We start from the raw sequence: 24668 nt of genomic DNA, 5'->3' as shown, positions 1-24668 counted from the left end.
TTTTTCAAAGTACTCTCCTTTCTCCGTTGTAAGATAACTGCCCTTTTGTATTATGGTTGACCACTGTACCAAAGGTTGCACAGAAGGTCAAAAGAATCAATTGCAGTCTGGAACTTGCATATGCAGGAATTTATCCCTAGAATAGAGGACAACAAGTAGTACCTTAACCGCCCCTGTACACTTTTTGGGTACAGGAATAGTCCCTCACAATTTCAAGACGAGAAAGGAGTAACTGACGATGTTCTGGTGGAATTGGCTTATCTCGATTTACAGTGCTCATCCCTGGCAAGATGACGAATAGTAGGTGGCTTTCCGCTTAACCTACACACGGGTCTGCACCAGCAGGCCCGTTTTTTTCCACACTATACTCATACCGCTTTAGTATGATATTGTATTTGTACTCTTATGTCTGTCGCCATATCCGCCACCAACGTCCATAAATCCTTTGGGGAAAACCATGTCCTGAAGGGGATTAACCTGGAAGTACCCGCGGGCACGGTTTTTGCTCTACTGGGGCCAAATGGCGCTGGGAAGACAACCATTGTGCGTATCCTTTCAACTCTCCTACAGCTTGATGGCGGCACTGCAACCGTTGGCGGTTTTGACGTGAAATCGCAGGCGCAGGAGGTTCGGGGGATCATTGGCCTTACGGGCCAGTTTGCGGCTGTGGATGAGAAGCTCACCGGCCGGGAAAATTTGGAAATTATTGGCCGGCTCTATCACATTAGCGCCGCCGATGCGAAGCGCCGCGCCCAGGAACTGCTGCAGCGGTTTGAACTGCTAGATGCCGCGGGCAGGGCGGTGAAGAAGTACTCTGGTGGGATGCGTCGCCGTCTGGACTTGGCTGCTAGTTTGATTGTGACGCCGCCGATCATTTTCCTGGACGAGCCCACGACTGGCCTGGACCCGCACAGCCGCAACACCATGTGGACGATTATTGAGGAACTCGTGAAGGAGGGGACCACCATTCTCCTGACGACGCAGTACTTAGAAGAAGCAGACCGGCTGGCAGATACGATTGCTGTTATTGACAACGGCGTGGTGATTGCTATGGGCACGGCCGATGAGCTCAAAGACAAAGTGGGCCGCGAGCAGCTGGCAGTGGAAATGGAGAACGACGCGGACTTTACCAAAGCCGTGGCTGAGCTTGGCACGCAGGCGGTCCAGCACAATGCGGCAACACGGACGATGAAATTCCCGGTTGAGCACGGTGTGCACCAACTGCGATCCATTCTTGACCAGTTTGATGAAGCGCACATTAACGTGAAGAGCATTGCTACCCACCGGCCCACGTTGGACGACGTGTTCTTGAAGCTCACTGGTCACGAAGCCGAGATAAAAACCGAGGAGAAACCATAATGTCTACAACTATTGCGAGCAAAATCCCGCAGCAAAAACACTCAGGCCTCACCTGGTTCTTCATTGATAGCTGGGTCATGGTCAAGCGGAGCTTGCTGCAAATCCGGCAAGACCCGGAGCAGCTGCTGGGTCTCACCATCCAGCCAATTATGTTCGTGGTGCTGTTCCGCTACGTCTTTGGTGGAGCCATTGATACGGGTGGCGTGAGCTACGTCAACTTCCTCATGGCTGGCATCTTCGTGCAGACGGCAGCGTTCGGCTCAACCATGTCTAGTTACAGCGTGGCCATTGATTTGGAAAAAGGCATTATGGATCGGTTTCGGTCTTTGCCCATGGTGAAGAGCGCAGTGCTCACGGGACACGTGACGGCCGACTTATTCCGCAACCTGCTGGCAACCGCAGTGATGGTTGGCGCAGGTTTGGCTGTTGGCTTCCGGCCCGAAGCAAGCCCCAGTGAGTGGGTGCTGGCCATCGCCCTGTTGCTGTTCTTTTCGTACTCCCTCTCGTGGCTCTTCGTCCTGGTGGCGTTGGTTGGCAAATCCATCCAGTTCGTCCAGCAGTTTGGCTTCATCCTTATTTTCCCGCTCACCTTCGTGAGCAGCGCGTTCGTGCCCGTGAGTACTATGCCCTCGTGGCTGCGCGTCTTCGCTGAGAACCAGCCACTCACCCACCTCATTGAAGCCATCCGCGCTCTGCTAGTGGGTACTCCAGTGGGCAACCACGTGGGGTGGACAGTGGTGTGGAGCTGCATTATTTTAGTGGTCGGCCTGACCGTCACCACCACCATTTTCCGGCGGAAGGCGAAGTAATTTTCATACAGACGCTCCAAGTGTAGAACCGCACTTGGTTTTTTTTGTTGACACGATCTCAGCCGTTGCGTACACTGCTACCTCTGGGTACACTGAGAGAAGTCCTTTGTCATGTGATTGATATAGGGGGGTGGCCATAGCTCAATGGTAGAGCACTGGTTTGTGGTACCAGTGGTTGTGGGTTCGAGTCCCATTGGCCACCCCCGTGCACCAATCAAAAACTCTTTTTCAGGCATTAGGTGCGTCATTGGAGTAAAGTATGTGGGACTCGAAGGGCGAGGACGGCTGCCAAAAAAAGGTAGAGTTTTTTGGTGTAAAAAAAGCCCAGGGGAAATATTCCAAAGGGCTTTCGGTCGTGTTTCCACGGCCTCTTGAAACTAGTCGCTAAAATTAAGTAAAAATACTCCCGGCAACTTCTGAAAGAGACTTATTGCCCTTTCTACATCTGTTAAATTAATGTAGAGGGTTGGTACGAGCCTCTTTTCGGGGGAGGATCTCCGTCCGAAAGCCTCATTGGGGCGGTTCACGTCATGGAGACCAACAGAGGCAGTATTATCACCCACCTCGTTGTCATCCATATTAAATATCACCCACACCGTCGATGTGTCATCGATATCATACCGATAAACATTGCGAACTTTCTTTCCGTCCTCGGTGGTTGAATCGGTGTAGAGAAAAACGACACCAATGCTTCTGTCTGACCAGATGCGTGGTTCAAATCGAACCATTTCCACCTGGTCGAACTGGATAACCATCCCGGTATCGAGTGGTTCTGCCATGAGTTGCGCCTCGGTCAAATGAGTTGCTGCCGCCGGCAAGGATGATAAAAAGACGATGGTCAGAGCCACCATGACGACTACTGCGATGCGCACATAGCCTCGCATACAAACACTCCGTTCCTCCACATCGTGGATGATCTGGGTTTATGGTGATAACAAGGTGTAATTTTCTCTATGGTAGTTAGCGCAAAGGTGCTGGGCTGAGCCATTCCTATTCTTGATAGCAGACAAATGCTAACGATTTTTCAAGGTTCTTAATAACCGCACACCTTACAACACCTAATGACGCATGTCAAGTGCGCGTATGGCTGAATGTGCGAGGTAAAAAGTGTTCTTTCCCGCTGCGCAAGCAACCTACCCGACATCCCGTCATCGCAGGCGGGAGCGTGTCGGGCGGGCATTGGCCACCCCCGTGCACCAATCGAAATAATAGTTTTTAAAAGAGTCTACTCCTTGGTAGGAATAGACTCTGTGTTTAGGTACAATCGGGACGATCGTAATTTCACTTCTTTTGGAAAAACATTGCAAGTTTTATGATCGTATCGTTGTGCAGCAATTGAAATGGTCCTTTGTTATTCAGAACCACAAGGGAGGTGTCTGATCTGAAATCGAGTGGTTCGGATGAACCAAATGTCCCCCAATCGAGCGGACCAAGCGCCCAATCAACCGATCCATCGAAATTGTAGTCCGTCCAGGTCGTGAGTACTTTTTGCCCGGTCGTACCCTCCGGCCGAACCCAAATTGAGATTAGGTCCAGGTTGGTTGAATCCGGTAATCCCGAGCGATTTGAGATGTAGATGGTATACCGTTTCCCATCCATTGTGATAACCGCTTGGTAGCCGGAGTAAGGAGCCTGGTATTGCTTCCAAAGCAGCATTTTTTTCTTGTTCACGCCGTTCGCAACGGCAGTCGATACTCCCTGAACAGTTTGGCTGTCAACTGAGGCCTTTGCCACAATCCTCAGGCCAGCCGATACTTGCACAGGAATCGCAAGGATGAAGAGTAGTAAAAGGGTAGACATCAACATTACTTTACGCATGATTTCCTCCTCTGCGTGTGTGGAAGATGAATGTGAAGGACTTTTCATTTTCAGGCTAACGTAGCAAAGTATCTCCTTTTTGTCAATTGTAGGTAGGGCGTATAGGTGGTCGTAGAGTTCGTTCCTGGAGACCCCCGTGTAGCAATCAAAGTACTTTTCATAAGCTGTGCTGCTAGACACATTAAATTGACAAAAAATGAACCCGCTTAGTACAGTACAGATTGCCCATGAGTGCCCTCACCCTCGAAGAATTAGACAAACGTTTAGAAGCACACGCGGAGTATATTTTAGGCTCCGCGAAACGTGGTTTTGATGAAATGAGTGAGAACTTTCAGGCTGTACAAGTAACCGTGGGTACACTCGGTAAAGACCTGCTCATTGTGAAAGAAACTCTTGTCGCGCAGGAAAGAAAGCTCCTGGTTATGGAACAAAAATTTGAGACGTTCACAACGTCAGTCGACCGGTTTGTCAAAATTTAGACAGACCTCAATCAGGAATGCACCGTCATGCGGTAACATCTCCGGGATGCTGAAATCCGCATTCAGAAATTGGAATTGGGTCTTAAAACCGCCTGAGCAGCGTATCACCCGCTTCCCATTCAGTCTGGCAGCCTGTAAAGTATAGGTAGTCGCCTTTTTTGTTTCCCTATGGCTTCTTACCCACAGAGTGTAGAAAAACTCATTACTTCGTACGAAAAACCTCTACCCAACCTGGAGGCCTTGCCGGGCGTGCCACGGATTAAGCTCAATGAGGTCATCAGCAAACTGGCCTACGTGTACGAAAAAGTGCGGAACTCTATTGATTTCCGGGAAGAGCATTTGCTCCGCCGGAATGCCATTGAGCGGATTCTCCGTCGGCGGTACTTGGTGGAGAACCGAAAGCTCATTGATGCGAAGCTCCTGGTGCATGAGCTCATCCGCGCGCGCTACTTACCCAATGATAAACTGCCGGAGTCGCTCATACCTATTGTCCAGAACTACATTGACCGGTACTTGTCGCTCCTTGACCACCTGCAGCTGCACCGGACCAGCCCGGAAGACCGGAAGCACATTGGTTGGATTCTGAGCGTGGCATCTGCAGATGTGGAAGAGCGCTTGTCACCAACCACGCGGGAAGATGCATTGGTAGAAGTGATGTACGGAACATTGCGGAATAACATTGTGCTTCCGGATGAGGTTCCGACAGGTCAAGAGCAGGATGTGCTGGTCTACCTGGCCATGCACCGCGCGTTGCTGAAGTCTGACGAAGCAACCCTGCGGTACCATTTGTTCACCTGGGCGTATCCGACTTGGCGGAATCCAGACCATAAAATCACTGAGGAAGTCCGAACCCACTTTGCTAGCTTGGTGGAAGGGATTGAACGACGCATCAATCATCCGCTGTCCGAACGGATGTTGAGCATTTGCCGTCGGTACGCCATCTCCTTCATTACGCTGGCAGACGTGCTGCGGACGAACGCTGGCCAAGAGCGCACGCTGGTCATGAATCCCGATTTGATGGATGAGACCGTGCGGAAGGCTATGGGCGACCGGGTGAAATTGGTGCGGACCCGCTTGCGCCGAACCACGGTCCGGAGCATTGTGTACATCTTCATTACCAAAATGTTCTTGGCGCTCTTGGTGGAATTGCCCATTGAACTGCTCTTCTTCCGGAACCATGCGTTGCTCCCGCTCTACATCAACGCCACCTTCCATCCGGTGCTCATGGCATTCATTGGGCTCAGTGCCGTGGTCCCGGGGAAAGAGAATACCGAACGGGTGGTCCTTGCCGTGCGTGAAATTTTGAATCCAAGTTCACCACGCCAAGTGTTTGGGAAAAAGCACCGGCCGCGTCGCCGTCGTTCGGTAACAAATTTCGTGTTCACGCTTGCCTACCTGGCCACGTTCGTCTTGAGCTTCGGCGGCATTGCTTGGCTGCTCCTGTCTTTGCAATTCACCTGGATTAGCATTCTCATTTTCCTCTTCTTCCTCTCGGTCATCAGCTTCTTTGGCATGCGCGTCCGGCTGGTGGTGCGGGATTTGGTTATCCTGGACCGACGAGAAAATCTCTTCATGCTCCTCTTGGATTTCTTCTCCCTCCCCATTCTCCGGGTGGGCCGGTGGTTTTCCAAGAAAATTCCCAAATTCAACCTCTTCAGCTTCATTCTGGATTTCATCATTGAAGCGCCCTTCAAAATCTTCGTGGAAGTCGTTGAAGAGTGGTTCTCTTTCTTGCGGGAGAAGCGGGACGAAATTGGCTAAAAACCTTGGGTTTTAGGGGTGTGCTATACTACTTCCCACCTCGCCCCTAACCCCATAAGCCTATGCGAAAAGTCGCAGCAATTATCGGGACAGGCGCCATTGCTTTGGCGACCGTCTTTGGCGGATTCACGCCAGCCCAAGCGGCCAGTGAGCCAGCCGCTGGGAGTATTACCGTTACCGGGACGCTTACCGCCATCAGCGGTACTGCGTTGCCGTCCACGCTCAGCCTGCTCGTGGGAGCCACCACCTATACGGTGGAAGTGCCAACCACAGCGAAAATTCTCCGTCGGTACAACGGCACGTCCGATCTGGGGGAGTTTCTCATTGGTGATCGGGTAGAAGTGCGCGGCACTGCCTTGAACGACGCCGCAAATTCCATTAACGCCACACGCGTTAAAAATTGGACTATGCAACGCGTTGGTGGCACGTTTAAAGGTACCATTGTCACCACGGACTGTGTAAACAACACGTTCACCTTTTTGCCTGATAAGCGAGTGCAGCAGACTGTCTACCTCTCCAGCACCACAAAAATTACCCGGGGTGGGGAAGTGGGAACCTGTGCTGGTTTGAAGAATGGCGAACGTGCAAAAGTCATTGGGCTCTGGCGCCAGTCCAGCAACCGCATTGACGCAGACCGCGTGGTGGTGGACATGAAAACCATCTCGGGTACCATTGCCAGCATCACTCTCACCAACGGCGGCCTACAAGCGACGTTGACCCTTGAACGGAAGGTGAAAGTTCACAGCAGTTCGGTGCGCGCCAGCACATCTGACAGCACTGAAACTACCACCGAGACCTGGACCGTGAACGTTACCAGCGCCACCAAGCTTTTCCGACGCTACATGGGGAAGGCCACGATTGAAGAATTTCTGGTGGGCGACAAGTTGGAAGTGCGGGGGACACGGACAGCAACGGCCAACACCCTCAATGCGAACGTGATCCGCAACAACACCCTCACCATTAAGTTTGGGGACTTCACGGGTACGGTGAAATCCGTGGATGCTACAGCGCAAACTTTTGTTCTGCGCGTGAGCAGCAAGAAGTTTGGCGATGTAACCGTTACCACCACTGCCAGCACAAAATACGTGGATGAGAACGGTCTCCGAACCTTTGCCGACGTTTCTGTTGGGGACAAGGTGAAAGTATTAGGAACCTACACCTCCAACACGAAAAAGCTAGCGGCAACGCGCATCTTCTTCAAAGAAGCGCAGAGTGAGGTAACGGAGTAAGTTTCACGAGTACGATTTTACAGCCACCGGAAAACCGGTGGCTTTTGGTATAAAAAACCGCCAGCTCCTATTGGAAGTGGCGGTAAAAAACGACCTTCATTACACAGTTGGGTGCATGGACTTTAGCATTTCGTATTTTATGTTGTGCCGAGTGAGAACCTCTGTCGGTAGGTTGTCCGGCACTCGGAGGATTGCCAAGAGTATGCACATCGGGGTTATTTCCTGGAGCCCTTGCGTCTGAGCTTCCTTTAAAGCAAGTAACAGTGTGCGCTGGTATGCAGTATTTATGGGCATTCTTCGTGGAGCCACTATGGGTTGCCCCACGTGCAGGCTCAGCGTACGGAGGTTAACGTGTATTTTGGTGTTTTCATCCGGCAAGAGCTGATCTTCAAGTTCGGCTTTTACCTTATTGAAGTCCACGCCTGAGTTCGCCAACCATAGAGTCGCCGGGTCAGATTCGAGTTTAAGGAGACCCAGGAAAAGAAGGCTCACACCAAGATATGATTTGCGAAGTTTTACAGCTTCAGCCTTTGCATGCTCCAGAATGTCACGTACAGCCGGGGAAATTGGGAAACTCGTCCCTTCTGCTGCAATTTTTGGCGTGCCTGTGAGACCTTCGTAGGCAGTCTTGTAGTCAAAGTCGAACAGGGAAAGTACTTGTGCGGCAACCCCTTCTTCCTCTTTCAGCAACGCGAGGAGGATGTGCTCAGGTTCGATTTCTTTGGATTGCAGTGTCCGCGCTTCTTGCAGAGCTAGCTCCAGACACTTTTTTGTCCGTGCAGTCAGTGGGAGCTGCCCCATGATTAGCGAGGAAGTGTTGCTTGGTTGTGTAACATCCTCAATTTCAAGAATGAGCTCATCCAGTTGGATGCTTGCATCCTCCAGAATTTTTGTTACGCGGTTGGGTCCACCCCGAATAAGTCCCAAGAGCATGTGCTCAGTACCAATGTAATCATGCCGAAGGCGGACTGCTTCGTCGCGTGAAAATTCAATTGCTTTTCTAGAAAGCTCAGAGAAGATCTCGATCATTGTAACTCCTTGGGAAAGTTCTGTATCCAATGTATTTTGGCTGCATCTTAACGCACCCGTGTGGGTTGTCAATACAATGTAAAAAGCCCCCAAGGTTATTCCTGGGGGCTACTTTCGTGCGATTACTAGCGGTACACAACCGCTTCAGTTTCCACAATCGTGTGGTTTTTCACCTGGGCGCTGGGTGAAATTTTCATCTTCACTTCAACCGTACAGTCAACGCCAACCAGCAGGTACTGCAAGCTGGTGTGTTTTGCATATTTCCGTAGGCGCACTTTCTGTAGTCGGCCAAGTTCCTCGTAACTGAGCACGTCCTCGCTCATTTTCTTTACCGTTTGCAGGTACGGTTTTTCAACTGTATTCGTGGTTTTAGGTATCTTATGCGCTGTCATTACCGGCATATCCGCTCCTTTTCTAGAGTTCTTTGGTTTCACAGAAGCTTAGCAGAGGGTTGGTACTTGTCAAATGTCATACTGGCAGCAGCCAGGTCAAGCCTGCCCCGTCGAATGACAGGGGGACCTGGGGTACCCAACAAAAAACCCGAGCGTTGTCACTCGGGTTTTCTGCTTCTTCTCGATTCCTTACCGAGGAATGAGCTTCACTATGCTGGCACCCAGCACCCGACCCTTACTGTAGGTCATGCGCTTGATGGTTTGGCGGCCATCGCCATTCGTCACCGTCACATCGTATGTGGTGTTTTTCAAATTTTTCAGCGGGACAGTGGCCAGCAGCGTTGTTGCATTCACCACCTGGACTTTGGAGGCAGCGATGGTTCCAACTTTTAGCCCAACCTTGCCTTTGAAGTTCGTGCCCGCAACAGTGAGCACCATGGTGCTGCTGTTCTTGCTCTTTACGCTAAATTTGCTCACCGTGGGTTTGACGCGAGAGGTTCCGGTGACGGAAAACTTGGTGAGGTGCGTTGTAGTTAAGGTGGCGGTATTATCTTTCACATCAACCAAACCAGTTGCACCATCGGTGGACCACGTTTCGGTGTTCGGATCCCAGAACTTCGTGGCCAAACCTTTTTCGCGCAGCCCGCTGTTCACAACTGCTGCATCGGAGTACGGCAGGGTGATGGTGGCAGGTTGATCCAAATCCTTCTTCTCGCGCCCAGTGCTATCAAGGGCTTTCACTTCGTAGGCCAGGGAGGCTGGCCGATCCAAAGTGGTGGGATCAATATCAACGGTTGGCGTGACGGTGAGGGAAACTGTACCGCTGGTTCCCAAGGCGAAAGGCGGGACGGTCACGGTCGTACCATCTGCCAAACCAATGCTTATGCTGTCATCTGCATTCCCAGACTTCGTTACCGGACCAGGCACGGCAATACCTGTACTCTTCAAGGTTAGGTTGACGGTGTTCGCTCCGGCTTTTGGCGTAACACCCACTGGCTCACTGGACGTCAGGGTATTCCCAGAGAGGTCAGTCACCACCACATTCCAACGTTCACCTTTGGTGACACTCAGGCTGTACGTCCCCGTGGGGCTGACCGTGCCTGTTACCTGAGAACCATCATTAGAGTACGCAGTCACGGTTCCGCCCTTCTCCGCCTTGTTGTTGAATTTCACTGTACCTTGCAAGGTGGCGTCAGTCTTTTCGAAGACCAGGTTGGCAGTTGCAGTGGTGCTGCCGGAAATTTTTACCGTCTTCGCATCAGGTGGTAGCTGCGTCTCAGCCACGGCGGGGGTTTCGCCAACGGTAATGAGGTAGGTTCCATCTGGCACCTTGGCGGTATACACACCGCTGTCATTCGTTTCTGCAGTCACCGTTATGAGATTATTTGGATCCGTGGTGCCGGTTGCTTCTAGTGCATTCCGATTGTCCAAGGTAACCACGGCACGCTTCACCACGCCGCCTGCGGCATCGGTTACTGTACCGGTAACGGTATTGTTCCCTTTGAAGACCGTAATGTTTTTCGTGACAGCCTGACCAGCCTTCACCGTAATGCTGTTTTGTCCGGCGGGTTTGTTCAGCAGCCCAGCAGTCAGCTCAGGGTTTTCAATATCGTAATCGTACAGCCACGTACCGGCTGCTAGGGGCAGGGTGTACGAACCATCAGCGGCAACCGTGGTGCTGGTGAAGTTGCCATCAGCATCCAGGGCAACAACTTGGATGTCAGACCCAGCACTGGTCAGCACTGCGCCACCAACCCGGAGGCTGCCGGTCATGGTTGCGTCGTAGGCTTTGAGGGTGAGGTTTTGGGTTGCGCCGGCGCCAACAATGGTTACCTGCTTTTCCGCACCACCCGCGTAGTCTGCGCCGGGTGCAGCCATGACGCCCACCACAACCTTGCTGCCGGTTACTTCGGAAGAGGAGAAGTCAATGCTGAAGGCGCCGTCCACCACTGGGGCAGCAATACGAACTTTGTTGTTGGTGGTCCGGACGTAGGCGCTGCCTACGAAGTCCGTCACTTTTGTTCCCGCGCTATTCAGCACGTTGCCGCTCACATTCCGGTCAATGGTTTTCATCTGGATGTTCAGACCTGTCACTGTCTGCCCGTTGGTGATCGTTGCCGTGGCTGGGGTGACTTGGGAGTACTGGGACTTGCCGGTGGGCGCATTCAAACCAATGGTCCAGGTGCCGCCACCCACGGTCAAGTCAAAGTTGCCGGCAGGGTCGCTGTTCGCATTCACCCGTTCGTTTCCACCTTCACGAACAGCGAGTAGAGCAACATTGCCAATGGCTGCGCCTGTGGTATTGGTCACCTTGCCTTTCAAGTGCCCGCTGTTTATCTGCGCGGTTACTGTGCCCAAATCCACAATCCCACCTTCAGTCATCACAAAGGTTGTGGCTGCAGGGTCAAATGATTTTCCATTCAGGTCATTGTGGAAAGCGGAAATGCCGTAGATCCCTGGGGTGAGGTAGACACTCAGGCAGGAGTCAGCCTGCTGCACCTTGCGTCGGGTGCCCACGCCGTCTGAACGGCGGAAGTCAATATCTGCCACGAAGTTGCTGGTGGTGAGTTTGCTCCCATCGCTGTTGAGCAAGCAGACGCTCACCTTGCCGGTGGCGGGGGTCACGGTGAAATTCAGGGTTGTGGATTGGGTGGTGGCGTCAGCGGCAAAATCCACGCGCTGTGGGGGAATCTCAGAAATCCACCGGGGCGTGTACTCGGACAGGTTGATCTCCGGTTGGACAAACCAGGTGCCGCCCACCACTGTGGCCGTGTAGTTCCCGCTGCCATCAGTTCGGGTTGAGACTCGGCTGGCGCCGGAAATGTTGTAGGGGTCAATGGTAATGTCCGCGTCGGTAATGAGTGCGCCGGCGGTGTTCCGCACTGTGCCACTAATGGTCTTGCTAGTTTGGATAAACTGGAAGTTGACATTGGGGTGTGTGGCGGCGGTGACGTAGGAAAAGTTAATTGAGCCTTCCCCAAAACGGTTGTAGCCAGTGGGTGTCCGCGCTTCCACCACGTAGCTGGTGCCGTTGGTTAAGTCATTCGAAAAGCTATACGTGCCATCTGCGGCAGTGGTGGTCTGCACACTAAAAATGCCGTCTGGGGTGTGCAGTTCCATCACCACACCCGCAATGGCTGTGCCGGTGGTCGTGGTCACCGTGCCCGTCACCACATTGGTAATGGCCAAAGCCGGAAGAGCGGACAACCCTGGGGTAGCAAAAAGCAAGGTGGTGATGGCTAGCGTGGTGCTAACTTTGGACCACAGACGTTTGGAGACTGTTCGCATACCTTTTTTTGGTTAGTTTGCGGGGTTGGCGGAAGTATAGCACGGCCAGAAACGACTAATAAAAAACAGGAGCGGCCAAGTGGCTGCTCCTGCAAAGTACGAATGTACGAATTTACACTACTTCTTCGAACACAATTTCGTCGCCATGCACATCGGCGTAGAATGATCGAATGTGCACCCCCGCGAAATCAGTCAAAATTGACTTGGTTGCGGTTCGAAGGTCAACCCGTCCTTTCAACGGGAGATCGACTGTCGGATGGTAGCCTTTCATCTTCTCATACCACTGACAATCGCGGTGGTTGATGATGATGATTTGCTTGACCTTTTGTTCCTTCACGAAGAATTTGATTTGCTCCCAAAGGAACTTCAAATTCTTCGGTAAGAACATTGACATCCCAAAGGCATGAGCGCCGCCACCAATCATGATTGGCGTGTAGTGCTCAATACCCAGCTCCTCAGTAACAAATAGCCGGAAAGCTTTCTGAAACCGAGGTGAGCTGCAGTGGATTACGAGCGTTTCAGACGGCGTATTGTCAAGACGATATACCGGTTTGTTGTGCCGGTATTCCGTGGCTTGTACCTCCTGTGGTTCTGATGCCACGATGGGCGTCGGTTCACCTCGTCGTGGAGCAACGACCCTCGCTGCTTTTTCTTCAGCTTGGCTCGCTCTCCCGCTTTTGGATTGTTCTGCAATGTTGCGTCCATTCATTGTGGAACTTACTCCTTCTTATCAGTGATTGTGGCAGCATCCTGGGCACTTGCAACCTTGATTTTCGCAAGGTTGAGGAGCCCTTCAATGTCAAAACCCATCGCCTGGGCACTGTCGAGGAGTTGGCTGATCATTTTTGGCCCCATCATTGCCATGCGAGTTAGTGAGCTACCCTGGCCGTCACCACTCCCGCCACCGTCGTAGACAATGACCTTGTCGATGTTGCCCATCGGCGCAGCAATTGCTCCAAAGACAGACGCAAACGACGTTACCACCGGCGGCAGTTCACGCACGACTTCAAGAAGTATTGCCGCTTGGCTGAATTGTTTATACGCCTCAGCTTTTTTCGCTAATCCTTCGGCTTCGGCCAGGAGCTTCTGCCGAATAACCTCGGCCTCAGCAAGGCCTGTTTCCTTGGTCACCTTTGCCTTGGCCAAACCTTCAGCCTCGATCGCAAATCCCATGCCCTCGCCCTCAACCTTCCGCTTGTGCGACTCGGCATCGGCGCGAAGGATGATCGCCTTATTGTCACCTGAAGCTCTGGCTTCTTGGGCAAGCTGGTAGCCGGCCGCTTCTTTGACTTGTGCATCGGCCTTGGCTTTGGCTGGCACAACCACGTCAGCTTCCTGCTTCTTCTCTTCGCGTTTGATGTTCTGCTCTTCCACGGCGATCATGGCGCGTGCTTGCTCTTCTTCCACCTTGACTTCAGCAATGACGACGCTTTGCTTCGCTTGGGCCGTTGCAAGTGGTCCAGCCTGTCCGGCAGTTGCTGTTTCCTTCGCAACTTCCGCATTGTATTGCTGCTTCGCAACGTTCGTATTCTTCGTTGCCTCAGCTTGGAGTTTCTCGTTATTCTGGTTTACGACTTCAGCCTGTTGCGCCGCAGTCGTGGACCGTTTCTTGGCTTCTGCCTTTGCTTCAGCCTCGCCAATCGAAGCGTCGCGCTGCACTTCCGCGGTTCGCTTCTTGCCAAGCGCCTCGATATACCCTTGCGTGTCGGTAATTGACTGCGGGTTGAACACGTCAATCTGAATGCCCAAGCGCGCCAAGTCTTCACCGGCTTCCTTGAGTACTTCGGTACGGAACTTCTCCCGGTCGTTGATGAGTTCTTCGACCGTGAGACGGCCAATCACACCACGCAAGTTCGATTCCAGCGTCTCCTGTGCAGTCTGGCGGATGTCCTGTGCTGTTTTGCCCAGGAACCGGCCACCAGCTATCAACAGCGAATCCGCGTCGTCTTTAAAACGGATATTCGCCAAGGCTTCAACGGTGATCAGTACGCCGTCCTTGTTCGCCATGTTCTTCGTTTGCACTTGCAGCGTGATTTCCGATAAATCCAGAAATTCCACTGCTTCGATAATCGGCTTGCGCAACCGACCACCACCAGTGACCACCACGGTTCCGGCTGGGAGCACGCGAACAGTTGCTGCTCCAGTTGCGGGCGTATGCACTTCGGCGCCTTTCTTCTGGCCCGACTTCGCGCCGTAGAAGAACGCAGCCTTGTGCGGCGGCACCTTCACGTAGAAGCTGGTCATGATGCGTACCAAAATGATTAAGGCCAACAGGGTGATGAGGGCTAAAATCGGCCACATGAAATTGGTGAAAAATTCAGTCACGAATCCTCCTTGGGTTAGGTGATTTTGGGTTACGATTCAACAACAATAACGTACTGTCCAACTTTGTCGATAATTTTTACGGTGGCGCCAAGTGGAATTGCATGGCCATCCTCCGTCTTCGCCATATAGGTGTCTTCGCGACCCCGGACATTGCAAGCCACCTGGCCAACACTGTCTTTCCCAATCGCGTCAATTAATCGGCCAACCGCACCAATGATGTCGGATTTGGTAATGGTCGATGACGCTTGCTGGCTCCAGATTGTCTTTATGACAGTGTAGCCAAGAAAACCCATGACCACAGCACCGCCGATTCCACACAGGGATGCAGCGAGCATTGACCAATCGGTTCCTGCGCTTATCCCAAATCCAGCAATACCAAAGCCTACCATGACGATGGCCAACATTTTCACTGAAAAAATTGATGGGCCTTTATCTCCATCGTGTGCTCCGTCATGGTCATGATCGCTGAAATCATGGTCGTGATCATGCCCGAAAAGCAAACTCAGCAGGAGTATGGCAAAGCCAAATATCCCGATCGTTGCAAAAACCATCATTCTGAACCTCCTTCAAGGTTTTGTGTGTACATATGTAGTTGGTAATGAAACAATTTCTGTGAGTATTTTTAGCAGAAAAATGTAACAGGAAGGGAATGTTTTGTCAAGGGAATTGACTCTGTTGGACTTGACAAAACCGCAGAATATGGATAGGGTTTTATGAAAATCAAAAAATGCGCATTGTGCGCGTCACGTAACCTTTTCCAAACAGGAGGAAAAAATGAAGAGTTTGCTCTTCTCCCTACTCATCGCTATTGCTTTTTTTGGACTTCCGCATCCCGCGCAGGCTGACGCTGGTGACTACGCCGGACATCAGTTCGTGCTGAAAGTTACGTATAACCCGCCGTTGCAGTGGAGCAGGCAAGAAGTGAACTGGCACCTATTCGGCAAAGCTGCGGCTTTTTTCATGCCCCAAAGTGCTTTTACCCAGACCTTTGTTTACCTTGGTCCGACGTATAAGAATACCAGTTTCTACGGCGGCTTGGTCTCAAACTGGGTCGAAAAAGACGCCGGTATGCTTGGGATCAATCTTGATTTTCCGCACGGACCATGGTTTGGGAACATCGAGGCCGATGTCATTCTCCACAAGGACTTCACTGATTTCTACGGCTGGGCTGGTGTCGATTACAACTTTGAGGTGTCTCGTACGAGAGCCTGGGTTGGCCCGCACATTGAAGTTATTGAACAGTCTGGACGCACAACTGCCCAAGGTGGCGCTCGTCTAGGCATGGGGGTGTTCGAACTCGGCACATACATTGGTGATGTCGGCTGGAACATTCGGTTTCAGGCAACGATTCCACTGTACAGTGCTGACTGATCTTTACGGTCAAAACACAAAGTCCCGCAACATCACGTTGCGGGCTTTTTTTCATGGGGAAATCACACCCTTCTTGACTTTTTCTGCTATGAATGCTAACTCATATATAGATTGCGAAGTTTTCAAACCTAATGCGTGGCAAAACGCCTAGGGTAGAAAAACCAATAACGTACTTGGAGGTACAACATGCCACTTTCAAAAATGACGCTCCGCGTGCCAATCGACTACGATGCTTCTTTCGACGTGATGGTGAGCGGCTGCAACTGCGATGAAGTCTTTGTCGACATCACTGAACCAAACTTCCCCCGCCAGCAAACGAGCGGCAAGGTCGAGAGGGAGATCACCCTCGTCTGTTTCAACGAAATCCTGAGCAGCGACGAAATGCGGGAGAAGCTCGACGAAGAAGGTCTGCAGCCTGGGCAAAATGATGACCTGCTGGCTGTGGTTGCTACCCAACTTGCAATCGACAACAATGCGATCATTCTTCAGATCGGACAGACCTGGAACCATGCCTGCGGCTGCCGATACGTCACTATGTTCTACGTCAAAAAGCTGATCCGGAAGCTCTGGATCGACTGGGACGAGAGCGACTGGGCACCGAACTGCTGGGTAGTAGCAGTTCCAAAGGTCGCGTCGTAACGCACCGAATTACAGTAGCCCGCAACATCACGTTGCGGGCTTTTTACTGGTGAAAATGGCTTAGGTATTGACAAATTGACGAACATGCGCTAGGTTGGGACGCTATCCACACTGCGAAAATCTGTCCAAACGCGCGGCAACTACTGCGCAAAAAGTGGGTGGTATGGACGTTGACATGAATGAGAAAGAAAGTGAAAGGAGGTTACAGACGTAAACCGCGAACAAACACAAGGAAAGGAGAAACAATGTGAGTAATCACAAGGTAGGACGTGCGCCTGGAGACACGTCAATTTTGGCCTATGTAACCCGTGTGGCTCCAGTAGGTCATAACGGCGCTCATGCATTCGCAAGATGCGACGAGCGTAAAGATTTGGGCGAAATATCTTTTTCCATTGAAACTGATCCCACGAAGGTGCGGAAAGTAACATGGAAAGGTGAATGGCCCAATGAAGGTGACTACGTTCGACTTGATGATGTTCGAAAGCATCGTCCGTCGAAGCAAGCTCGGTTAAAATCAAAGCGGAAACGCAAAGATGAAGTGAAGCATCGTGCGTACAAAGCTTGGATTGATCCGGTTTAACGTAGTCAAACAGAAGTAGACTTTCTTCGAGCGCAAGTTCGCGAAAAGTCGAAAGAAGTCCTCTGCCTGCAGTAATGTGGGATTGTGAGGGAAGTTCCATTTACCGACATACAGTAATGACATGTCGGAGATTTGTGAAGGAAACGTAAATGGTTGATTGGAAAAAAATTGGAGGCGCGTTTTATAAAGGTGATGACGATGACAAATCGTCAGATCCGCAGAAAACGCAACTTCCGCCTGGCGCCAGGCCAACGTACGTACCGCGGCAGTCAAACCAGACTTCTGGCGTTGTCCCGCGTAGCGTAACAACGGCACGCAGGTCACAGGGGACGAAAGCCCCAGCCGACTTCGACCAGTACTACTTCCAGAAAATTCTGGAAAATATTGGCAGTCGCGTCAAGAGCCCACAGGGATTTGATCAACTTATTCAGTTGGCACTCACTATGGCTACGACGATGGCTTCCGTACCGCTGGAGCAGCGCATTGATATGGCCTTAGCCACAGTCGGACCCACTACGGGACTGACGAAGGAAATTGTCATCAAGACGCTGCGAGATCAACTCACGGCCATGTCTGAGGTCCAGAAAATATTCGCTGAGGATACCCAGCAGGACGCGATTAATCAAAAGGCTGAGCATGCGAAGAAGAAGCAGGAATTGGAGAGACTCAAGAGTGATCTTGAACAGGATCTCCGAGACTTACAAACAAAACTCGACGACACAACCCAAAAGTTGCAAGCCGAGTCAAATGCCGTCAGTTCGGTCGATACCCAATTGGAGCTCGATCGCCAGGCATTCACCAGCGCATGTGAAGCCGTGAAACAGGGTGCCCCCAGCAACAACTGGTTTGGCATCGCCATACTCTTGGATCTCCTGGAGGGTGGACACACTGAAGGAAGTGCTAATGGCTGATATTATGACCGAAGCTCCCAATAAACTCTTCCTCTTGAAGAAAGAGAAAATGTGGGGAGTCATCGGAACGATTGTCGGTATCGGAGTTGCAGGTCTAGTCCTGAAGCTCATCTTGCCGACATTGATCGCAATTCTCCAAGGTCTTCTGACTTCCCTGGCCTACGGCATCGCCGTTGCGGTCATGGGTGGAATCCTCATCATCTTGGCAATTTTCTTACTCATTCTCATCAAGAATAGTGGAAATTTGTTTACGATCTACTCTAAAAAGATCTCCAAGGCAATTATTCGCATGGGTCCTCTTGAACTCATGGAAGGATTTGCGCAGGAGTACTTGGACGGAAAGCTCGAGGAGAGCGCCGAGGGCATCAAAGGCCTAAAAGCTGCGATTCGAGAGCAGGACACGATTATCGAACAACTCAAAGAGGAGGTAGCAAGCAATCAAGAGCATGCGGACTTCCTAATGAGTCAGTGCGGTAATGACCTGACGAAACTAAATGATGAGGAACTTGGTGCCTACAACCTGGCCTCAAAGTTCGTCGACGATAGCGAGGAATCTATTAAGCGCCTTCAGAGTTCACGGGATGTCCTGTTTGAACTTCTCGAAGCACTGAAATCCCTCCACCAGACCCTGGACTACAATGCGAAGTACATTCGCCAAACAGTCCGGATCAAGTCAATTGAGTACCGCGGAATGCAGAGTGGTGAAAGATCCGCTCGTGCAGCTCAACGTGTACTCCTTGGTGGGAAGGAACTTCGCGACTTCAATATGGCGGCTGATATCGTCCGCGAGGACATCAGTCGCATGGCAGGCGAGATCGATACCGCTCTCGACCTGACGAAGAGGTTCACTACTGCGAAGGATCTCTCCATGGCAATAGCGGGAGAAAAGATGAGGAAACGCATCTTAGCTCTGCGCTCAAATGCCGAACAGATGGCAACTAAAGCGAAAGGGAACTTCGACGCGGCCGCGACTGGCGACCCGACGAAAATTACCGAGCACGCTGCCGAACAGCGGAAGCCGGTCATTCAACCTTCGCGCTTCGGGTTGCGGAATCGGAACCAGCAGTAAGCGATAAATCAACGCGGTCACCTTTGGCCGCACGAATCATAAACACGAATTTTGGAGTAAACATATGTTTCAGAAAATTGGTTGGGCCACGTGGGTGGCCATTATTGTCGTCGTTGGCGCCATTCTTATTTATGGTTCCATTCAGTACGGTTGGCTGGACTTTATTGCCCCCGGCCTGACGACAACCGAATCCCAGAAACTTGAGAAGACCAACATTCAAAAGGTGACCGTCGGCGACAAGTTGGCGGGAACGGTGAATGTGACCATGCCGAGTACCACACCGGTACAGAGCAACGAAGCGACAACCATGATGGTTGCCGCCTGGAACGCCCAGCTTGGCGCGATGTTTGCAAACGGCGGTGTCACTACTACCGAAGGCAGCATGATGGCCAAGAATGGCGTGAATCTGACTTTTCAATGGGACGACGAATACTCTCACATGCAGCAGGGACTCATGGCACATGCCAAAGCCTGCGCTCAGGGCAATGACTTCAGTGGCCAAGGTGTTACTTTTGCCGCCTTCATGGGTGACAACTACGCCAGCTTCGCTCAGGCCATCAATCCGCTGATTATCAGTGAGTTGGGGCCGGAGTACATTGTCGAGGCCTTTGACATGTGGGGATTTAGCTACGAAGAAGACAAGTGGCTTGGCAGACCGATTTGGAAGCAATTTCCAGATTCGGCTCGGGGTAGTCTCACCATTTGCGTCTTACGTGATGGTGACCAGAATATCATACTGAAGTGGGCCGCCGATAATGATATTGACGTCAATCCGGATCCAACAACCTATGATCCGAATGCCATCAACTTCTACCCTGCCAATAGCTGTTCCCATGCGGCACAGCTGTTCATCTCAGGCGTGACCGAGGAACGTCCTGTCGTCAATCACGGCAAGCGGACCGGGAAGAACCAGACCATCACGGCCGAAGGTGTTGCTACTTGGCTTCCCGGTGACCAGTTAGTCGTTGATCAGAGAGGTGGCGTCATAACCGTTGCCTCTACCAAGGATTACGCCGGGCAGATGCCATGCCTGGTCGTTGGAATCAAGGCGTTCAACCAGCGCCATCCTGAAATTATTAAGGGCATTATCAAGTCAGCAGACGAAGGCGCTAAAGCCATCCGCAGCAACGACCAAGCTCGTATGCGCGGTGCGGTAATCAGTGCTGAGGTTTACAAGCAGAATGACGGTACATATTGGTACAAGTACTTCGACGGCGAACCTCGTACGGTTGAAGTTGAAGGACGTTCGTATGTACTCAGTCTTGGTGGCTCTAGAGTCTGTACCCTCCAGGATGTCGTTGGCTATTTCGGTATGGCACCGAATAGTCGTGACGTCTTCAAGGACACGTACAACTACTTTGGCAGATTGTACGCCAAACTCTACCCAGAGTTTATTCCGACCTACCCGCCTTACGAGCAGGTCGTCAATTTGAGTTACATCCTGCAGGTGAAGAACGAAACAAATACGCAGGCTTCGCCGACCATGGCAAAGTACCAAGCGGGTGCGGAAATTACGCAGGCCGTTGGTAAAAAGTCATGGGGCAGCATCACCTTTGAGTTCGGCAGTGCGCAACTGACGTCTCAGGGCGAAGCTGCGCTTGAACAACTTGCTTCCGAGCACAGCAGTGACTTCGATCTCAAAATGATGTTCGAAGGCAACACTGATAACGTTGGTGATGAGTACAAGAATCAACTGTTATCAGAGGCGCGTGCCAAAGCATGCCGCGATTGGTTATTCAGTCACTATCCCTACAATTTCCCGATATCTCGCATGAATATTGTGGGTTACGGTGAAGCGAAACCGAAGGCGGACAATGACACGCCGGAAGGTCGTCAGCTGAATCGTCGCGTGGATGTCATCACTGGCCGCTAACGCTTTGCACCTTGTGACTGCCCGACCTCTCCTAGGTTGGGCAGTACACAGAAAGGAAAACATGTTGAAAAAAATTCTCCGTGAGGTGGTGCGATTCTTAACCCCTCTTGAGATTGTGTCAACACAAGCGATGCGTCGGTACAGCTGGGGATTAGTTGCTTTGCTACTGATCCTGTGGACATTCGTCAAGCTCCCGTTCATACCAAAATTTGGCGATACGCTCAGTGCGTTCGGCACACTTTGGACCACGCGCGGGTTGTTTGGGGAAATCCTAACGAGTTTGAAGCTGAACTTCTACGCCCTGGGCGCAAGTTCATGCATTGCATTCGGCCTAGGGTACTTGTCCACGATCCCAGCCATCCGCCCGATCGTAATCTTCTGTACGAAGTTACGTTTCTTGGGCTTCACTGGGTTAGTCTTTCTCTTTTCCCTGTACATCGGTACCGGGTTTAGATTGAAGATGTCACTCATGCTCTTTGCAGTCACTTGGTTCTATCTCATGGCAATCGTTGCGATTGTCCGTGGGGTGACCGACGATCGTATTGAGTACGGGTACACGATGCGCATGGGTCGGTGGCGGACGTTGTGGGAAATTGTTATCCTCGGCACCTTGCATGAGACGCTAGGCGTCTTGCTGCAGTTTGCTGGCTATGGATGGGCAATTCTCACTGCCGTTGAAGGTCTATCGCGATCCCAGGGTGGTATCGGCGTGATGATACTGAACAGTGACAAGTACCTACGCATTGAGGATATCTTTGCCATGGCGCTCGCCATCTTCATCGTTGGGGTTGTTATTGATCTCTGCGGTGGAGTTGTTATTCGTCGTAAGTGCGCCTACGCATTCATAAAGATTGGGAGGCGTGCATGATAACAGACTTCAGTTATACCACTGGTGAGACCCTGCTTCGGATTGAAGGCATTTCCATGGCGTATGGAAAAATCAAGAAGAATCCTGATGGTTCCATTGCTAGTGCAGAGCACCTCATTCTGGACGGCATCTCAGAAACAGTCAGCGACATCATTCGGCCGAATATGACCCAGGGGCAAATTGTTTGTCTCCTTGGACCGTCGGGTCGTGGGAAGACCCAACTTTTCCGCATCATCGCTGGCTTACAAAAACCCACCACCGGTCAAGTACTTATTGGTCCAGAAGGAACAGTCGTACGCCCTGGCATGGTCGGTGTGGTATCACAATTTTACCCGTTGCTCGAGCACCGTACAGTGCTACAAAATTTAGTCATTGCTGGCCGTCAAGCTGGCTTGACTAAAGTTGGGGCACGGGAAAAAGCAATGCACTACCTGGACCGCTTCGGCATGGCCGATAAAGCAGACCAGTGGCCGGTACTCCTCTCCGGAGGGCAACGCCAGCGCATTGCAATCTGTCAGCAGCTTATGTGTTCTGAGCACCTGCTGCTAATGGACGAACCATTTTCCGGTCTCGATCCCATCGCAGTTGACAACGTCACGAGGACGATTATGGAAGTTGCGAACGAGAACGAGAAAAACACAGTCTTTGTCGTCACCCACGACGTGACTGCAGGCTGTACTGTGGCCGATACCTTGTGGTTGATGGGCCGGGATAACAATCCTGATGGCTCACCCACCTCTGGTTCGTACATCAAGTACAAATATAATCTCGTTGAAGAGGGTTTGGCCTGGAGACCTTCGATCACCGAAGAACAACACTTTCTGACTTTTGTACGAGACATCAAAAGGCAGTTTAAAGAGCTGTAAAATCCACATGCACTTTTCGAAGGCCGAGTAGAAATACTCGGCTTTTCTTTTTGTTCGTTTTTTCTTAGTAAAGGCTTGACATTTTTCAAGAAAACTGCTATGCTCTTTTGTTGAACTTTGAAAATTGAATAGTTGTATATACAAGAAAGAGAGGAAAACACATGGTGGATTCTATCCGCAAAAAATGGGAAGCCCTTCAAAAAAAGTTGGGCGATTTGTCTACGTTGGATACTTCGAAAGAAGAATTCGACAAGGCTGATCCGCAGAACCACCGAGTCGAAAGGCAAGAGCAGCTGCAACAGGAGGTTGCCACTGAAGGACGCGCAACTGCGTTTCTTTATGAAATTGTGGGCAAACTGGAACAAAGCAGTGCGGAGCCAAAAGACCTAGCACACGTTCTTTGGGTGAGCGATCCTACTCAGCCAAGTATGCCAACAGATGCGTCTGAATTTTTCCGCGTGCGCGTCGTTGCAAGTGCCAATGCTACATGCATTGGTATGATTGGTTACGCGCTTCAGGAAGAGACGGATGGTCAGTGCTTCGTTGTGTTTGCGAATGGCGAACACAGTGAGTACCAACTCCACGACGGAACAGAGCCAGTACCCGCCGAAGCTATCACTCGCGCTCCGCTGTCATCAAAAACAGCGGTCGTAGCGCTGGGTGGTGCCTTTATCGAAATTACCATTCCTGAGAATGTCACGGTTATTCCCGGCGATACGGTTCGCCTGGATGGCAGGAAACACTTCTCGAGCGTGGCGAAATGGGCAGACGGTGCAGGCGACCTTGCAACGGTAGATAGTATCGCCGGTACGCACGAGTTTGTGGTCACTGTTGACAGCATGACCAAACGAATAGTAACCGCAATACCCGCGGTCTCAAATGTAGAAATTGGGAACCGGGTCGTTCTCGACAGCACCGGTAAACTCATCCTCCGAAACCTTGGGAACACTGACCTCGGGTTTCACTTCACAGAAGTGCCAAATGTAGACTGGGATGACGTCATTGGCCAAGACGTGGCAAAAGCCGCACTACGCCAAGCGATCGAACTTCCCGGTAAACGTGCCGACATTATCCAAGCCTTGAAAATGAAGGGACTGAAAGGTGTATTGCTGATTGGCCCTCCAGGCTGCGGCAAGACACGTGTAGCAAAAGCTGCGGCAAAAGCCATGCTCAAGCTGCACGGTAAAGTCGGCCTCGAACAAGGCTTCTTCTTCATCAAGGCTCCTGAGTTGCTGGCCTCCTTAGTTGGCCAGGGCGAGGCGCTCATTCGCCACATTTTTGCGCAGGGACTTGCATTCTTCCGGAAGACTGGTATTCAACCAATCTTCTTCATCGACGAAATTGACGCGGTGGGAAAAATTCGTGGCTCAGGCATCAGCTCTGACGCCACGGACACCTTGGTCAACACGATGCTCATCGAAATTGACCAAACACCAGGGTTCATCATCGGCGCTACGAATCGTCATCGTACACTTGATCCCGCGCTCATTCGGCCAGGCCGAATTAGCAAAAAGATCATCGTGGGTCGTCCCGACCAGACCGCAACCGTCGCAATGTTCACTTATTACTTCAACGGCGTGACGCTCGATGGTGTGAGCCCTCAAGCGCTTGCCGAGCAAGCTACGGGAGAACTTTACTCTGACCGGTACCCCCTGTACCAGTTGAGCGTGACGACGCCAGAAGGTGTTGAAGAAGTACAATTTGGACTCTCCGATCTCAATAGTGGTGCGCTCATCGATGATGCGATTGTCGAGGAGGCAAAACGCATTGCCGCAACGCGCATTGAGAAAGGTAACGGGCCCATTGCTCTGCAATTTGCAGACGTAGTCGCGGCCATTGCTGATGCACACCGTGCCGAGCAGCTGCTCGACCACACGGACGCTCTACACGAGTATAGCGAACAGCGACCCGATGCATCCATCACGGTCACAAAGCTCTACCAAGGTCGTAAGAATTAATTTTGCACATTCCAGAAAGCCGCCCCTACCAAGGTCGGCTTTTT

General features: G+C 51.5%; 22 protein-coding genes and 1 tRNA gene. 15 read left to right on the top strand and 8 right to left on the bottom strand.

The genetic code is table 11. The features are described 5' to 3' along the window. Nucleotides 1–405 precede the first annotated feature (405 nt). From WCV85_06330 to WCV85_06320, 3 genes are all read left to right on the top strand, one after another. Nucleotides 406–1359 carry an ATP-binding cassette domain-containing protein gene (locus tag WCV85_06330; GenBank protein MFA6474462.1) on the top strand — a complete coding sequence of 318 codons (954 nt, stop codon included), beginning with the start codon at nucleotides 406–408 and terminating at the stop codon, nucleotides 1357–1359. Continuing rightward, nucleotides 1359–2168, top strand: a complete 810-nt coding sequence (locus tag WCV85_06325) for an ABC transporter permease (GenBank protein ID MFA6474461.1) — start codon at nucleotides 1359–1361, stop codon at nucleotides 2166–2168. The genes WCV85_06330 and WCV85_06325 overlap by 1 nt, the downstream gene beginning before the upstream one ends. Before the next feature lie 130 nt (nucleotides 2169–2298). Then, nucleotides 2299–2370: transfer RNA gene (locus WCV85_06320), tRNA-His, on the top strand. Nucleotides 2371–2545: 175 nt separating this feature from the next. Here the strand turns inward: WCV85_06320 and WCV85_06315 are convergent. Further along, nucleotides 2546–3052: a hypothetical protein gene (locus tag WCV85_06315; GenBank protein ID MFA6474460.1), complete on the bottom strand. Its 507-nt coding sequence runs from the start codon at nucleotides 3050–3052 to the stop codon at nucleotides 2546–2548. Nucleotides 3053–3449: 397 nt separating this feature from the next. Then, nucleotides 3450–3986, bottom strand: a complete 537-nt coding sequence (locus tag WCV85_06310) for a hypothetical protein (protein ID MFA6474459.1) — start codon at nucleotides 3984–3986, stop codon at nucleotides 3450–3452. A gap of 227 nt (nucleotides 3987–4213) precedes the next feature. Between WCV85_06310 and WCV85_06305 the strand changes: the two genes are divergently transcribed. The 3 genes from WCV85_06305 (at nucleotide 4214) to WCV85_06295 (ending at nucleotide 7455) form a co-directional block, all read left to right on the top strand. Next, a complete protein-coding gene (locus tag WCV85_06305; protein MFA6474458.1) occupies nucleotides 4214–4465 on the top strand; it encodes a hypothetical protein in 252 nt (83 codons plus the stop codon). A 168-nt stretch (nucleotides 4466–4633) separates the two neighbouring features. Beyond that, entirely contained in the window at nucleotides 4634–6226 is a 1593-nt protein-coding gene (locus WCV85_06300; GenBank protein MFA6474457.1) for a hypothetical protein, read from the top strand. A gap of 62 nt (nucleotides 6227–6288) precedes the next feature. Then, nucleotides 6289–7455 carry a DUF5666 domain-containing protein gene (locus WCV85_06295; GenBank protein MFA6474456.1) on the top strand — a complete coding sequence of 389 codons (1167 nt, stop codon included), beginning with the start codon at nucleotides 6289–6291 and terminating at the stop codon, nucleotides 7453–7455. 99 nt (nucleotides 7456–7554) lie between these two features. On the opposite strand, the gene WCV85_06290 is transcribed toward WCV85_06295, so the two are convergent. The 6 genes from WCV85_06290 to WCV85_06265 all read right to left on the bottom strand — a co-directional run bounded on the left by WCV85_06290 (nucleotide 7555) and on the right by WCV85_06265 (nucleotide 15043). Beyond that, nucleotides 7555–8484 (bottom strand): Clp protease N-terminal domain-containing protein, encoded by a 930-nt coding sequence (locus WCV85_06290; protein ID MFA6474455.1) that lies wholly within the window; start codon nucleotides 8482–8484, stop codon nucleotides 7555–7557. A gap of 125 nt (nucleotides 8485–8609) precedes the next feature. After that, nucleotides 8610–8885, bottom strand: coding sequence for a hypothetical protein (locus tag WCV85_06285; GenBank protein MFA6474454.1), 276 nt, complete (start codon nucleotides 8883–8885; stop codon nucleotides 8610–8612). A gap of 180 nt (nucleotides 8886–9065) precedes the next feature. Next, entirely contained in the window at nucleotides 9066–12164 is a 3099-nt protein-coding gene (locus WCV85_06280; protein ID MFA6474453.1) for a SpaA isopeptide-forming pilin-related protein, read from the bottom strand. A gap of 112 nt (nucleotides 12165–12276) precedes the next feature. Continuing rightward, a complete protein-coding gene (locus WCV85_06275; protein MFA6474452.1) occupies nucleotides 12277–12873 on the bottom strand; it encodes a hypothetical protein in 597 nt (198 codons plus the stop codon). A gap of 8 nt (nucleotides 12874–12881) precedes the next feature. Further along, nucleotides 12882–14489 carry an SPFH domain-containing protein gene (locus WCV85_06270; GenBank protein MFA6474451.1) on the bottom strand — a complete coding sequence of 536 codons (1608 nt, stop codon included), beginning with the start codon at nucleotides 14487–14489 and terminating at the stop codon, nucleotides 12882–12884. A 29-nt stretch (nucleotides 14490–14518) separates the two neighbouring features. After that, complete coding sequence (locus WCV85_06265) at nucleotides 14519–15043, bottom strand: hypothetical protein (protein ID MFA6474450.1); 525 nt, start codon at nucleotides 15041–15043, stop codon at nucleotides 14519–14521. Nucleotides 15044–15263: 220 nt separating this feature from the next. Between WCV85_06265 and WCV85_06260 the strand changes: the two genes are divergently transcribed. The 9 genes from WCV85_06260 to WCV85_06220 all read left to right on the top strand — a co-directional run bounded on the left by WCV85_06260 (nucleotide 15264) and on the right by WCV85_06220 (nucleotide 24624). Next, a complete protein-coding gene (locus tag WCV85_06260) occupies nucleotides 15264–15860 on the top strand; it encodes a hypothetical protein (protein MFA6474449.1) in 597 nt (198 codons plus the stop codon). Nucleotides 15861–16046: 186 nt separating this feature from the next. Then, nucleotides 16047–16499: a hypothetical protein gene (locus tag WCV85_06255; GenBank protein MFA6474448.1), complete on the top strand. Its 453-nt coding sequence runs from the start codon at nucleotides 16047–16049 to the stop codon at nucleotides 16497–16499. 247 nt (nucleotides 16500–16746) lie between these two features. Continuing rightward, nucleotides 16747–17079 carry a hypothetical protein gene (locus tag WCV85_06250; protein ID MFA6474447.1) on the top strand — a complete coding sequence of 111 codons (333 nt, stop codon included), beginning with the start codon at nucleotides 16747–16749 and terminating at the stop codon, nucleotides 17077–17079. A 149-nt stretch (nucleotides 17080–17228) separates the two neighbouring features. Then, complete coding sequence (locus WCV85_06245) at nucleotides 17229–17990, top strand: hypothetical protein (GenBank protein ID MFA6474446.1); 762 nt, start codon at nucleotides 17229–17231, stop codon at nucleotides 17988–17990. Nucleotides 17991–17994: 4 nt separating this feature from the next. Beyond that, nucleotides 17995–19059, top strand: a complete 1065-nt coding sequence (locus WCV85_06240; GenBank protein ID MFA6474445.1) for a hypothetical protein — start codon at nucleotides 17995–17997, stop codon at nucleotides 19057–19059. Between the two features lie 64 nt (nucleotides 19060–19123). Further along, complete coding sequence (locus tag WCV85_06235; protein ID MFA6474444.1) at nucleotides 19124–20932, top strand: OmpA family protein; 1809 nt, start codon at nucleotides 19124–19126, stop codon at nucleotides 20930–20932. 61 nt (nucleotides 20933–20993) lie between these two features. Then, on the top strand, nucleotides 20994–21800 hold the full coding sequence (locus tag WCV85_06230; GenBank protein MFA6474443.1) for a hypothetical protein: 807 nt from the start codon (nucleotides 20994–20996) through the stop codon (nucleotides 21798–21800). Then, on the top strand, nucleotides 21797–22666 hold the full coding sequence (locus tag WCV85_06225) for an ATP-binding cassette domain-containing protein (protein MFA6474442.1): 870 nt from the start codon (nucleotides 21797–21799) through the stop codon (nucleotides 22664–22666). The genes WCV85_06230 and WCV85_06225 overlap by 4 nt, the downstream gene beginning before the upstream one ends. Nucleotides 22667–22827: 161 nt before the next feature. Further along, complete coding sequence (locus tag WCV85_06220; protein MFA6474441.1) at nucleotides 22828–24624, top strand: AAA family ATPase; 1797 nt, start codon at nucleotides 22828–22830, stop codon at nucleotides 24622–24624. Nucleotides 24625–24668: the final 44 nt, after the last annotated feature.

Source organism: Patescibacteria group bacterium (genome assembly GCA_041665345.1).
Taxonomy (GTDB): Bacteria; Patescibacteriota; Patescibacteriia; order PEXW01; family PEXW01; genus JBAYJA01.
The sequence above is the reverse complement of the archived record's forward strand: the minus strand, read 5'-3'. Positions and strand labels throughout refer to the sequence as shown.

What these genes read in the sequence shown, in the direction of transcription:
- WCV85_06305 (MFA6474458.1), top strand. Translation starts at nt 4,214, where the DNA reads ATGAGTGCCCTCACCCTCGAAGAATTAGACAAACGTTTAGAAGCACAC.
- WCV85_06290 (MFA6474455.1), bottom strand. Translation starts at nt 8,484, where the DNA reads ATGATCGAGATCTTCTCTGAGCTTTCTAGAAAAGCAATTGAATTTTCA.
- WCV85_06330 (MFA6474462.1), top strand. Translation starts at nt 406, where the DNA reads ATGTCTGTCGCCATATCCGCCACCAACGTCCATAAATCCTTTGGGGAA.
- WCV85_06275 (MFA6474452.1), bottom strand. Translation starts at nt 12,873, where the DNA reads ATGAATGGACGCAACATTGCAGAACAATCCAAAAGCGGGAGAGCGAGC.
- WCV85_06295 (MFA6474456.1), top strand. Translation starts at nt 6,289, where the DNA reads ATGCGAAAAGTCGCAGCAATTATCGGGACAGGCGCCATTGCTTTGGCG.
- WCV85_06315 (MFA6474460.1), bottom strand. Translation starts at nt 3,052, where the DNA reads ATGCGAGGCTATGTGCGCATCGCAGTAGTCGTCATGGTGGCTCTGACC.
- WCV85_06240 (MFA6474445.1), top strand. Translation starts at nt 17,995, where the DNA reads ATGACCGAAGCTCCCAATAAACTCTTCCTCTTGAAGAAAGAGAAAATG.
- WCV85_06285 (MFA6474454.1), bottom strand. Translation starts at nt 8,885, where the DNA reads ATGCCGGTAATGACAGCGCATAAGATACCTAAAACCACGAATACAGTT.
- WCV85_06310 (MFA6474459.1), bottom strand. Translation starts at nt 3,986, where the DNA reads ATGCGTAAAGTAATGTTGATGTCTACCCTTTTACTACTCTTCATCCTT.
- WCV85_06235 (MFA6474444.1), top strand. Translation starts at nt 19,124, where the DNA reads ATGTTTCAGAAAATTGGTTGGGCCACGTGGGTGGCCATTATTGTCGTC.
- WCV85_06265 (MFA6474450.1), bottom strand. Translation starts at nt 15,043, where the DNA reads ATGATGGTTTTTGCAACGATCGGGATATTTGGCTTTGCCATACTCCTG.
- WCV85_06245 (MFA6474446.1), top strand. Translation starts at nt 17,229, where the DNA reads ATGGTTGATTGGAAAAAAATTGGAGGCGCGTTTTATAAAGGTGATGAC.
- WCV85_06280 (MFA6474453.1), bottom strand. Translation starts at nt 12,164, where the DNA reads ATGCGAACAGTCTCCAAACGTCTGTGGTCCAAAGTTAGCACCACGCTA.
- WCV85_06230 (MFA6474443.1), top strand. Translation starts at nt 20,994, where the DNA reads ATGTTGAAAAAAATTCTCCGTGAGGTGGTGCGATTCTTAACCCCTCTT.
- WCV85_06300 (MFA6474457.1), top strand. Translation starts at nt 4,634, where the DNA reads ATGGCTTCTTACCCACAGAGTGTAGAAAAACTCATTACTTCGTACGAA.
- WCV85_06260 (MFA6474449.1), top strand. Translation starts at nt 15,264, where the DNA reads ATGAAGAGTTTGCTCTTCTCCCTACTCATCGCTATTGCTTTTTTTGGA.
- WCV85_06325 (MFA6474461.1), top strand. Translation starts at nt 1,359, where the DNA reads ATGTCTACAACTATTGCGAGCAAAATCCCGCAGCAAAAACACTCAGGC.
- WCV85_06255 (MFA6474448.1), top strand. Translation starts at nt 16,047, where the DNA reads ATGCCACTTTCAAAAATGACGCTCCGCGTGCCAATCGACTACGATGCT.
- WCV85_06225 (MFA6474442.1), top strand. Translation starts at nt 21,797, where the DNA reads ATGATAACAGACTTCAGTTATACCACTGGTGAGACCCTGCTTCGGATT.
- WCV85_06220 (MFA6474441.1), top strand. Translation starts at nt 22,828, where the DNA reads ATGGTGGATTCTATCCGCAAAAAATGGGAAGCCCTTCAAAAAAAGTTG.